Origin of the sequence: Acinetobacter sp. YH16053 (genome assembly GCF_013417035.1) — a bacterium.
GTDB lineage: Bacteria > Pseudomonadota > Gammaproteobacteria > Pseudomonadales > Moraxellaceae > Acinetobacter > Acinetobacter towneri.
This window is the reverse complement of the sequence record NZ_VPEP01000005.1, coordinates 98589-111202: the sequence shown is the minus strand read 5'-3', so window position 1 is coordinate 111202 and position 12614 is coordinate 98589. Positions and strand designations below refer to the sequence as shown.

Below are 12614 nucleotides of genomic sequence, written 5' to 3'. Positions count from 1 at the left end.
ACAGCCCTATTTACTTTGTGCTTCACACTCACGTCTAACATCTTCAATTATTTTTAATTCTTCTGCACTATAAGGTTGTTCATTTTGCTGTGGGTTTTTAAAGCTTGGGTCAAGTAAAGAGAGACGCTGACATAATAAATTCATACGTTTTTCATTTTGTTCCAAGCGATCTAGTAATACTCGCATGCCGTCCAATACTGGGTCAGATTGGTCCTGCGTTGCTGCATAAGGTTGGAAACCAATACTGGCAGCATAATCACGACGACGTGCTTCCTGATCATCGGCAGGTTTATTTTTCATAATAAAGCGCGCAGGGTTACCCACAGCAGTTGCGCCTTCAGGTACTTCTTTGGTCACAACCGCATTAGAGCCAACTTTGGCATTTTTATGTACGGTGAATGGGCCTAGAATTTTCGCGCCTGCACCGACTACTACGCCATCTTCCAAAGTTGGATGACGTTTGCCTTTATTCCACGTTGTGCCGCCTAAAGTCACGCCATGATATAAGGTGACATCATCACCAATTTCAGCAGTTTCACCAATCACCACGCCCATGCCATGGTCAATAAAAAAGCGACGACCAATTTTTGCACCGGGATGAATTTCAATTCCTGTAGCAAAACGGCTAAATGACGAGAGTAGACGTGCCGACCCCTTGCAGTCTTTGTTCCATAATTCATGCGCCACACGATGCATAATTAAAGCGTGAATTCCTGGATAAGTGGTCAAGACTTCAAGTGTATTTCGAGCAGCAGGATCGCGCGCGAAGACAGCTTGAATGTCTTCTTTGAGCTGTTTAAGCATTAGTTTGATCCTCGTCCTGTGTTGATGTAGATTTTTTCCATGAACCGTTATTCATTGCTTGTACGCGGCTAAAAATACCGCGAAGTAAATGGTATTCCATACGATCTAATTGTATACGTCCGAAAAGCCGACGCAAGCGCAAAGGCAATAATCGTGGATTTTTTGGATCCATAAATTCAATTTCTGCCAGCATTTTTTCTAAATGTGGATAGAACTGTTGCATTTGTTCATGGTTGACCAAAGGTTCATCCCATTGCATCGCTTCAGAATCTGTCACTTGCATCGTCGCTGCAGGATCGGCAATTTTTCCGACAATATCGATGGCAGCCATACGCATTTCATAGCAAATCACTTGAATGGCTTGAGCAACATTGAGCACACCATATTCTTCATTGACAGGAATCGTCACGTGATAATTCGCCAAAGCCAGCTCTTCATTGGTTAAACCACGATCTTCACGTCCAAAAATAATGGCAACATTTTGCCCATGCTGTGCCACAGCATTTAACGACTTTTCTGCCGCAGGGCGTGCATCTAAGAGTGGCCATGGAATAGTACGACTACGTGCACTGGTGCCAAAGACCAAATGGCAGTCGGCAATTGCATCTTCGAGCTGTTCAACCACTTCAATCTGTTCAATTAAATCGGTTGCACCTGCCGCCAAAGCATCAATATCTGGATGCGGATAGGTTTTTGGATCAACCAAAACCAATTTACATAGCCCCATGGTTTTCATGGCGCGTAAGGCGCTACCGATGTTGGCAGGCAGGGTGGTATTCACCATGACAATACGCACGTGGGAGAGGTGTGCGGCAACAGCTGCATTGTCGGTTTGACTCATAACAAATCCAGATGGGTTAAATTTTTAATTAAGAATATTGATCAACTTCGGTATGGTATAAATCCATAGCATCATCCATGCTCATATCAGCAGGTGGTGGAGCAATCGATGCAGGTTTCGCCACATCGACAGCTTTCGCGGCTTTGGATTTCACTTGATATTCGATATGCAGGCTTTCTTTACCAAAATAGTCACGCAATTTGACCAAGGCTTCATCTAAGGGTGCGATTTTCCACTGAATGCCCAAATGTAATTCTGCAGTGGCATAAGCATAGTCAAGGTGCAATAAAACAGGAATATGCGTGCATAAATCCACATTACAATAAGGCAGCAACATATTTTGTAAGTCTTGACTCAAGGTCTTGCTTAAATGTTCTGCATGCAAGTGAATTTGAATACTATTGGCGCGTTTTTGACGAATTTCATTCAAGCTAAACGCTTTGGTTAAGCGTCCCATTGGGCGGTCAAAACCTTCACGTTCGTAAATTTCGCCTTCAATCACCACCACTTTTTCAGTTTGTACAATATCTTTAAAGCGTTGGAAGCGCTCATGGTTGGCAGATACTTCAATACGTGCCGTACCATCATCTAAAGTGACCACCATCCGATTTGGGAAGTTGGCGACATCCACCACCAAGCCTGCAAAGACGGTGGTCACGCCACGACGGGTTGGCGTCAGTTCATTAATTTTACTTGGAATAAAGGCTTTTAATTCATTGCGATAGACATCAATCGGGTGACCAGTGAGGTAAAGTCCAAGTGTGTCTTTTTCACCTTTAAGTCGGACTTCATCTGACCATGGTTTTACAGGTTTGGCAGGCTTACGTTGTACTTCTTCAACTTCACCAAATAAATCCATGATGCCTGTTTCACGGTTGGAACGTGCTTGTTCCGCCGCTTGTACCGCTTCTGGCAATTGTGCCATTAAACTTGAGCGTTCGATGCCTAAACAGTCTAATGCACCCGCACGAATTAAGGCTTCAAGGGTTCGTTTGTTGATTTTTTTCAAATCAATACGATGACAGAAGTCAAATAAATCGCGGTATGGACCTTCTTTTTGGCGAGAATCAATCACCGATTGCATGGCTTGTTCGCCCACGCCTTTAATTGCGCCAAGTCCGTAGACAATGGTGCGTTCATCGCTGGCGTGGAAATGATACAAAGACATATTTACCGAAGGTGGTAAAACTTCCAGACCATTGTGGCGACAGTCATCAATCAGGAACACCACGTTATCGGTGTTTTGCATTTCCGACGACATGACCGCAGCCAAGAATTCGGCAGGGTAATGTGCTTTCAGCCATGCCGTCTGATAGGCAACGAGGGCATAAGCAGCCGCGTGGGATTTGTTAAAACCGTAGCCTGCGAACTTTTCCATATAGTCGAAAATATGGTTGGCTGTGGCGGCATCAATGTCTTTTTTCGCAGCACCTTCAATAAAGATTTGGCGCTGTTTCACCATTTCTTCAGGTTTTTTCTTACCCATAGCACGACGTAGTAAGTCCGCACCACCGAGGGTATAGCCTGCACAATACTGTGCCGCCTGCATTACCTGTTCCTGATAAACCATAATGCCGTAGGTTGGTTCAAGCACACCTTCTAGCAAAGGATGCAGATACTCAAACTCGCCACCGTGCATACGGTGAATAAAGTCTGGAATGAGATCCATCGGGCCAGGACGATACAAGGACACGAAGGCAATAATTTCCTCAAATTTGCTTGGGCGTGCTTCTTTCAGCATCTTTTTCATGCCCACGGATTCAAACTGGAATACCGCTGTGGTGTTGGCATTGGCAAAGACTAAATAGGCGTCTTTATCGTCCAATGGAATATGGGCAATATCTAGCGGTGTATCGGCTTGGATGCGTTTATTGATATTTTGTACTGCATCTTCAATAACCGTCAGGTTACGTAAACCCAAGAAGTCAAATTTGACCAAACCTGCCGATTCAACATCGTCTTTATCGTATTGTGCAACACGGGCGGTTCCATCAGCATCGCACATAACCGCAGAAAAGTCGGTGATTTTGGTTGGTGCAATGACCACACCACCTGCGTGTTTGCCTGTGTTGCGGGTAATGCCTTCAAGTTTTAAAGCCATTTCCCAAATTTCTGAAGCATCGTCATAGTCTGGGTTAGATGGATTGGTCACCACATCTTTCAGCTGTGGTTCGGCTTCAATTGATTCTTCCAAACTAAGCCCTAAAGGTTTAGTTGGAATCAGTTTAGAAATACGGTCTGCCAAACCATAAGACTTGCCCAAAACCCGTGCGACATCTCGAATCGCACCTTTGGCGGCCATAGTACCGAAAGTGGCAATTTGTGATACCGCATCACGTCCATAGGTGCGTGCCACATAATCAATGACTTTATCGCGTCCTGCAATACAGAAATCGACGTCAAAGTCGGGCATGGATACACGTTCTGGGTTTAAGAAACGCTCAAAGAGTAGTTCATAACGCAATGGGTCTAAGTCGGTAATTTTTAAGCTATAGGCGACCAATGAACCCGCGCCCGAACCACGACCCGGCCCAACAGGTACACCATTATTTTTAGACCATTGAATAAAGTCCATGACGATGAGGAAGTAACCCGGGAAGCCCATCGAATTAATAATATTAATTTCGTATTCAATTCGCTCATCATAAGGTTTGCGAATCTCTGCCCAGTCTTCATCGCGCTGCGCGACAGGATAGAGCACATTTAGACGTTCTTCTAAACCTTGTTTGGATAGGTGTGCGAAGTAGGTATCAATGGTGTGTCCTTCTGGAATTGGATAATCTGGAAGGAAATATTTACCCAATTGCAGCGTGACGTTACAGCGTTTGGCAATGTGATAGCTGTTTTCAATAGCACTTGGAATGTCGGAAAATAATTCCGTCATTTCTACAGCGGTTTTAAAATATTGCTCAGGACTGTAAGTTTTAGGACGACGGTTATCTCCTAAAACATAACCTTCGGCAATGCAGACTCGCGCTTCATGCGCTTCATAATCTTCACGGCGGACAAAGTGCACATCATTATGTGCCACCACACCAATATTATATTTTTTAGCTAATTTAACTGCTTCGGCAATAAAAGCATCTTCATCGGGACGATCTGTACGGGTCAGTGCCAAATAAACCCGATTACCAAATTTTTCGATCCATTCTTCCAGCAACGGTTCGGCTTTTTGCGGATTGGACGTGATCAGCATTTTGCCGACATCACTTTGAATGCCGAGTAACAGAATTAGGTCATCGGCTTGTTCTAAAATCCATGCTTTATTGACGCAAGGGATGTTGAGTTGCTGACCTCCAATATAGCCACGCGACACCAATTCGGTCAGGTTACGCCAGCCGTGATTGTTCATCGACAATAAAGTCACGCGATGATCGGCATCATTTAAACGCAGCACTGAACCTAAAATTGGTTTGATGCCTTGCCCCAAACATTTGCCATAAAATTTTACGGCAGCGTGTAGGTTAGAGAGATCGGTCAATGCCAAAGCAGGCATTTCTTCATTGACTGCAGCTTGAATCAAGTCAGGTATGCGTACAATCGACTCGGTAATCGAAAATTCTGTATGTATACCTAAATGAACAAAGCGCATGAATCAGTCCCTTAAAAAATCACGGGTTAGTTTAGCATGCTCTGCTCAAGACAAAACATGCTGCAAAGTTTTTCCTACGGTTTTCGATGATCTTGACCGTATATCAAAATTTCAGTTTTTTGGATGTTGATATGGCGTGAATCACGTATGCATGGAGAAGGAGTGTGGTTTTAACCCCTTACACACTCATACGAGTAGCAAGGAGTTAAATGGTGAATCTATTTCTGATGTGTAGATGAAAGATTTATCTGAGTTTAGATAACCAATCGCCTAAACTTTGCACCAATTGCACTAAAATTAATAAGACCACCACGGTTAGCATCACGACACTACTATCAAAGCGTTGATAACCATAAGAAATAGCAAGGTCACCAATGCCGCCTGCACCGACTGCGCCTGCCATAGCAGTTGCGCCAATTAAGCTAATGGTGGCTGTGGTTAGGTTCAAAATGAGTGAGCTACGTGCTTCAGGTAAAATAAATTTGAAGATAATCTGTAAGGGTGTAGCACCCATTGCCTGTGCAGATTCGACAATCCCTTCATTGACTTCAAGCAGTGAAGTTTCTACCAAACGACCAATATACGGGCCGACATAAATGGTCAGTGGAACAATGGCTGCCCAAGTTCCGATGGATGTACCCACTAACAATTTAGTCAGCGGAATCACCGCAATCAATAAAATAATAAAGGGTAGGGAGCGTAGTGCGTTTACAATCGGGTTAAGCCCGTGATAAATCACACGGTTTGGCAAAATACCTGTCGGACGAGTCACTACAAGGGTAATGCCCTGAATAAAGCCCCAGATACAACCAAACAACATGGCAAAGAACACCATGTGAAAGGTCTCTTGTAAGGCTGTAACAAACTGGTCAATAGATAAAGAGCTTTTCCAGAAAGGCGCAGTTACTGAGGTCAGCCACTGTACAATTAAATCTCTCATGCTTGTACTCCTGACTGTTCAACTTCAACACCATTGGCTTGCAGAAATTCAAGTGCTTGTTGAATGACGCTTGCATCACCGAGCAATTGTATAAACATTTGCCCAATCACAGCGCCATCAATTTCGGTCATATTGGCAAATAAAATATTCAGGCTGATATCAAACTGTTTAATGACGGCTTGAATTACGGTTTCCTGAGCTGATTTACCTAAAAACTTCAGACAATAAATGCTGTGCTGATTTTGATTTTCCAGATTATTCAAAATATTGATAGGCAATTGCTGCTGCAACACGGTTTGAATAAAGCTTTTGGTGGTCGGATGTTGCGGTTGACTAAATATTTCTAGGGTTGAACCTGTTTCAATGACTTTGCCTTGTTCCATCACCGCCACATAATCACAAACCGATTCAATCACATCCATTTCATGTGTGACCATTACAATGGTAATGCCTTGTTCGCGGTTAATTTTTTTCAGTAATTCCAGCACAGATTTGGTGGTTTGTGGATCAAGTGCTGAAGTTGCTTCATCGCAGAGTAAAATTTTAGGATGATTGGCTAGCGCACGCGCAATACCGACACGTTGTTTTTGTCCGCCTGAAAGTTCATCAGGGTAGGCGTCTTTTTTATGTTTTAAATCAATAAACTCAAGTAATTCATTTAAACGCTTTTCGCGTTCGGCTTTGTTCCAGCCTAACAGTTTCATCGGCATTTCAATATTGGCAGCCACAGTTTTGGTCTGCAATAAATTGAAGTGCTGAAAAATCATTCCAATATGGGCACGTTCTTGACGTAATTCGCGGGCATTGAGTGCAGTAAAATCTTTTTGATGAATGATGACTTGCCCAGCATTTGGACGCTCCAACAAATTGATCAAGCGGATTAACGTACTTTTACCTGCACCACTATAGCCAATAATGCCAAAAATACTACCTGTTGGAATTTGTAGGTTAATTTGATCCAACGCACGCAGTGTTTGACCTTTGAGCTGATAGTGCTTTGAAATGTTTTTAAATTCAATCATATCGTCAAGAAATGTCCATAAATGAAAAAACAGGCAAAGTTCGCTTTGCCTGTTTTGTTTAACGCATTATATTACTATTTTGCTGCTTCAGTGAAATAGCTGACAGGTTTATTTACCGCAACTTTTGTTCCGCCAAAGTGCTGATCAATATACTGCTTCACTGCTTCGGTATGATACAACGCACCTACTTTTTGCAAGATTGGGGCATTTTGACGATCTGCAGCAGTCGCGAGAATATTGACATTCATTTTTGTGCTTTGGTCAATTGGTTCGTAATAAATTGAATCTTTCAGTACGTTCAAACCACCTTCCATAGCAAGGGTGTTGCCCAAGACAATTGCATCGACTTCATCTTTTACACGTACAGCCGTTGCCATTTGAATTGGTTTGATTTGAATTTGCTTAGCATTTTCTACGATGTCTGCAGGCGTGCCTTGAACATTGTCAAAACCATCTTTCAGTTTAACCAAACCAGCCGATTGAAGTAATAACAGTGCACGTGATTCATTGGCACCATCATTTGGAATAGCAATGGTTGCACCTGTTTTGAACTCATCCAACTTTTTCACTTTGCTTGAGTAAATACCCATTGGCTCTAAGTAAGTTGTCGCTACTGGTGCAATTTGATCTTTATTGTTGGCATTAAATGCCACCATATAGGCATAAGATTGGAATGCGTTAAGATCAATTTCTTTATTTGCTACCGCCGTGTTCATTGACACGTAATCGGTGAAGTTTTTCACTTCAAGTTGAATACCTGCTGCTTTGGTTTCAGGTAAGTCGGCAATAAAACGCCAAATATCTGCATCTGAACCAGTCGATGCCATAGTGACAGTGTGTAGAGCAGAAGAATCTTTTTGTGCCGCGTCAGTCGCAGGCGCTTCTTGTTTGCCACAGCCAGCCAAGCCAACTGAAAGACCAAGTACAAGACCAAGGAGCTTTTTCATGAATATATCCCGAGCAAGTTTAAGCCGTGCCTAAAGTTGCCAATGATTGAGAAGAATCAAATCAGCACGATGGATGGAATCGCATGATGATGATTTTGTATGTTTCTCAAATATGTTGTAGGTATTGTTTGAGTACTGAAAAAGTCAGCCCACAGCTCAATCAATAATTTTGAGATGGATGGGCAATTCACTTTTTCAAAAGATGCACCATCATAACAATAAAAAATAATTCTATATAGTGCTGTGTATGTTATGCATATCACTGTTTTTACAACAGAAAGCGAATAAGTCAAAATAAGTTCTTATAAATAAATATATTCTGTAAAGATTAAGGATTTGAACAAGTGTTTAAATATTTAGGTGCTTTAAAATTTATTCTGCAATCGATAGTAAAAAACGAGATATGAAATTGTCGGTATGAAATCGGCTTAGTTACAAGAATCAGAACATGGCTGTAAATACATAAAAGAAGTTATGAATGATTTTTCCAACGATAATATATCGCCCATATATAAGGCAAACAGAGTAACAATGAACCTATCCCTATAAAAACATAAGCCAAATATATTAATCCTGCAAAAATAAAAAGTATTTGCAATGTAAACTCAACGAATATTGAAATTAAAAATTCTTTGAAGCTTTTTATTTTTTGCATGTTTATTGATCTAAAGTATTTTATAAACGTAGATCATCACAATGTACATGGGTTACAACCTGATAAACAAAAAGCTCGTACAGTGACGAGCTTTTTTATGGACTTAAATTTTTAGGCTAAACTAAAAATTTTAAGCATTTTCACGAGCAATGGCACGATAGCCAATATCTTTACGATATTGCACACCATCAAAGGTAACTTTTTCGCACAGTTCAAGGGCTTTAGCTTGCGCTTCGCCAATGGTATTACCGAGCGCAGTTACACACAGTACACGACCACCATTGGTCACAATCTCACCATCGGCATTGCTTGCTGTACCTGCGTGGAATACTTTCGCATCTGCCATTTGTGTTTCTAAACCAGAAATCACATCACCTTTGCCTGAAGTTTCAGGGTAACCCGCAGTCGCCAATACAATCCCGACAGTTTTGCGTTCATCCCAGTCTGCTTCGGCAGGTAAGTTGCCAGCAATACCTGCTTCAACCAAATCTACCAAAGATGACTTTAAGCGCATCATAATTGGTTGTGTTTCTGGGTCACCAAAACGGCAGTTAAACTCGATCACTTTTGGTTGACCTTTGTCGTCAATCATTAAGCCTGCGTATAAGAAACCTGTATAAACATGACCGTCTTTTTTCATACCTTCAACAGTAGGACGCATCACTTCATTCATGGTTTTTTCAAATACGTCTGCAGTCACGACAGGGGCAGGAGAGTATGCACCCATACCACCAGTATTTGGACCTTGGTCGCCTTCAAAAATACGCTTGTGGTCTTGTGAAGTTGCCATAGGAAGGATGTTGTCGCCATCAATCATACAAATGAAAGACGCTTCTTCACCATCCAAGAACTGCTCGATCACAACACGTGAACCTGCATCACCAAACTTGTTGCCTGCCAACATGTCGTCAATGGCATCAAAAGCTTCTTGATTGGTCATCGCCACGATCACGCCTTTACCTGCTGCAAGGCCATCGGCCTTGATGACAATTGGCGCACCGTTTTGTTCTACATAAGCTTTGGCAGCATCTACTTCGGTGAATACGTCATAGAATGCAGTTGGAATGTTATGACGTTTTAGGAAGTGTTTAGCAAAGGCTTTAGAACCTTCAAGTTGTGCCGCAAATTGAGTTGGACCCCAAATTTTTAAGCCTGCTTCACGGCAAGCGTCCACTACACCATTTACCAATGGCGCTTCAGGGCCAACAATAATTAAATCTACTGCATTATTTTTGGCAAATTCGATAATGGCAGGGTTATTTTGAATGTCTAACGCCACATTTTCGCATTTGTTTTCAGTTGCAGTCCCTGCGTTGCCAGGGGCAACAAAGACTTTAGCAACTTTTTCATCTTGTGCGATTTTCCATGCCAATGCATGTTCACGACCGCCACTACCTAAAACTAAAATGTTCATTTATTAAAATCCTTAAAAATTAATCCCCCTTGTATAAGGGGAACTCCCATCCTTCTACAATAATATAGAAAACCCTCCTTTATAAATAAAGGAGGGCTAGGGAGGATCGTCTAAAAATTAGTGACGGAAATGACGCATACCTGTGAATACCATTGCGATACCAGCTTCATCTGCTGCTGCAATAGTTTCTTCGTCACGCATTGAACCACCTGGTTGAATGATGCATTTGATACCCGCTTTAGCAGCGTTATCAATACCATCACGGAATGGGAAGAACGCATCAGATGCCATAACAGCACCTTCAACCACTAAACCTGCATGTTCTGCTTTAATTGCAGCAATACGTGCAGAGTTTACACGGCTCATTTGACCTGCGCCTACACCAATTGTTTGACGGTTTTTCGCATAAACAATTGCATTTGATTTCACGTATTTTGCAACTTTCCAAGCAAAGATCATGTCATCAATTTCTTGTTCAGTTGGCGCACGTTTGGTCACGACTTTTAAGTCATCTTTAGTGATCATGCCCAAGTCTTGGTCTTGAACCAATAAACCGCCGTTAACACGTTTGTAATCCATTTGCGGTGCACGAGCATCAATTGCAGGAAGCTCACCACAAACAAGTACACGTACGTTTTTCTTCGCGCCAGTCACTTCAAGTACGCCATCTGCAATACTTGGCGCAATGATGACTTCAACGAATTGACGGTCTACAATCGCTTGTGCAGTTGCAACATCTAACTCACGGTTAAATGCAATGATGCCACCAAAAGCAGATTCTGGATCCGTAGCATAAGCAAGATCATAAGCAGCTTGAATACCCTCTAAAGACACAGCAACACCACATGGGTTTGCGTGTTTTACGATTACACAAGCAGGTTTTGCAAATGATTTCACACATTCAAGTGCAGCATCAGTATCTGCAATGTTGTTATACGATAATTCTTTGCCTTGTAACTGTTTTGCAGTTGAAACAGAAGCTTCAGTTGCAGCAGGGTCTACATAGAATGCGGCAGACTGATGTGGGTTTTCACCGTAACGCAAATCTTGAGCTTTGTTTAATTGCGTGTTGAACGTACGTGCAAACTGATCTGCAGTGCCTTCTTCTTTACCTAAACGTGCACCCAAGTAAGATGCGATCATGCCATCATATTGTGCAGTGTGTTCAAACGCTTTAACGGCTAAATCAAAACGAGTTTCGTAAGATAAAGCACCGCTGTTTTTCATTTCTGTAATGACAGTCGCATAGTCAGATGCATTAACCACAATACCCACAGATGCATGGTTTTTCGCTGCAGCACGAACCATAGTTGGACCACCAATGTCAATGTTCTCAATTGCATCAGCAAGTGAACAGTTTGGTTTAGCAACCGTTGCTGCAAATGGGTAAAGGTTAACAACAACGAGGTCGATGGCATCAATATTGTGTTCTGCCATAACCGCTTCGTCTAGACCACGACGAGCCAAAATACCACCATGAATTTTTGGGTGTAACGTTTTTACACGACCATCCATCATTTCTGGGAAACCAGTATGCTCTGACACTTCTACAACAGCAATGTTGTTGTCTTTAAGCAACTTATAAGTACCGCCAGTAGATAAAATTTCTACCCCAAGTGCAGCAAGGTCTTGTGCAAATTCAACAATGCCTGTTTTGTCAGAAACAGAGATTAAAGCGCGTTTAATAGTCATGATCTTCGTCACAGTTTTCAATTACAGATTAAAACAAAGTAGCAAAATGCAGGTAAAAAAAATGCCTGCGGAGGCCGCAAGCATTTTATCACTTATTCACTCATTAAACCGTGAGCTTTTAACTTTTTACGTAAAGTACCACGGTTTAGTCCAAGAATTTCAGCAGCGCGTGTTTGGTTACCGCGAGTGTATTCAAGAACAACAGATAAAAGAGGTTTCTCCATTTCTGCTAACACCATGTCATACACTTGTGAAGGTTGTTCACCTTGTAGTTGTGCAAAATAATGGCGAACTGCGCGATCTACGTGAATACGTAAAGCAACATCAGATTGTGCAGTAAAAATAGGAGATTTGCTATTCATGCGAATTAATCCGAAAATCAGATATCACTGGGATAAAGTGATATATCAATGTGGTCTATAAATTAAATGAACTCCGTTTTAGATCCTAAAACGGGAAGTTCTAAAACTGGAACATTTAGCTTGCCACAACTCTAGGCATTGGTCGAAATTTAAGCGTAACAATACATTAATAATTGTTACAGACCAAAATCAAAACAAAAAATCTACTCTGTACGCGATATATAAAAATAAAGCGCATTAGACAGATCTATATTTGTTGTGAATCTTGCGAGGAGTTTGCAGCACAAAGCTTTCGTGGCGCGTATGATACCATTGTATGAGAAAAAGTGAGCAAGAAAACTGCAA

Annotated in this window: 9 protein-coding genes; all 9 read right to left on the bottom strand. The window is 41.9% G+C overall.

Annotated features, from left to right (window positions below):
• Positions 1 to 6 precede the first annotated feature (6 nt).
• A complete protein-coding gene (gene cysE / locus FTV43_RS06375) occupies positions 7 to 804 on the bottom strand; it encodes a serine O-acetyltransferase (RefSeq protein ID WP_004973118.1) in 798 nt (265 codons plus the stop codon).
• The gene (locus tag FTV43_RS06370; RefSeq protein WP_004973119.1) at positions 797 to 1645 is read right to left on the bottom strand and encodes an RNA methyltransferase; all 849 of its coding nucleotides are present in this window, start codon (positions 1643 to 1645) and stop codon (positions 797 to 799) included. The genes cysE and FTV43_RS06370 overlap by 8 nt, the downstream gene beginning before the upstream one ends.
• A 28-nt stretch (positions 1646 to 1673) precedes the next feature.
• On the bottom strand, positions 1674 to 5237 hold the full coding sequence (dnaE, locus tag FTV43_RS06365; RefSeq protein WP_179995135.1) for a DNA polymerase III subunit alpha: 3564 nt from the start codon (positions 5235 to 5237) through the stop codon (positions 1674 to 1676).
• 244 nt (positions 5238 to 5481) lie between these two features.
• Positions 5482 to 6177, bottom strand: a complete 696-nt coding sequence (locus tag FTV43_RS06360; RefSeq protein WP_004973122.1) for a methionine ABC transporter permease — start codon at positions 6175 to 6177, stop codon at positions 5482 to 5484.
• Positions 6174 to 7199 carry a methionine ABC transporter ATP-binding protein gene (locus tag FTV43_RS06355; RefSeq protein WP_004973123.1) on the bottom strand — a complete coding sequence of 342 codons (1026 nt, stop codon included), beginning with the start codon at positions 7197 to 7199 and terminating at the stop codon, positions 6174 to 6176. The genes FTV43_RS06360 and FTV43_RS06355 overlap by 4 nt, the downstream gene beginning before the upstream one ends.
• Before the next feature lie 74 nt (positions 7200 to 7273).
• The gene (locus FTV43_RS06350; RefSeq protein ID WP_179995134.1) at positions 7274 to 8146 is read right to left on the bottom strand and encodes a MetQ/NlpA family ABC transporter substrate-binding protein; all 873 of its coding nucleotides are present in this window, start codon (positions 8144 to 8146) and stop codon (positions 7274 to 7276) included.
• Between the two features lie 785 nt (positions 8147 to 8931).
• Positions 8932 to 10215, bottom strand: coding sequence for a phosphoribosylamine--glycine ligase (gene purD / locus FTV43_RS06345; protein ID WP_179995133.1), 1284 nt, complete (start codon positions 10213 to 10215; stop codon positions 8932 to 8934).
• 117 nt (positions 10216 to 10332) lie between these two features.
• Complete coding sequence (gene purH, locus FTV43_RS06340) at positions 10333 to 11907, bottom strand: bifunctional phosphoribosylaminoimidazolecarboxamide formyltransferase/IMP cyclohydrolase (RefSeq protein ID WP_179995132.1); 1575 nt, start codon at positions 11905 to 11907, stop codon at positions 10333 to 10335.
• Positions 11908 to 11999: 92 nt separating this feature from the next.
• Positions 12000 to 12269 (bottom strand): DNA-binding transcriptional regulator Fis, encoded by a 270-nt coding sequence (gene fis / locus FTV43_RS06335; protein ID WP_001086304.1) that lies wholly within the window; start codon positions 12267 to 12269, stop codon positions 12000 to 12002.
• Positions 12270 to 12614: the final 345 nt, after the last annotated feature.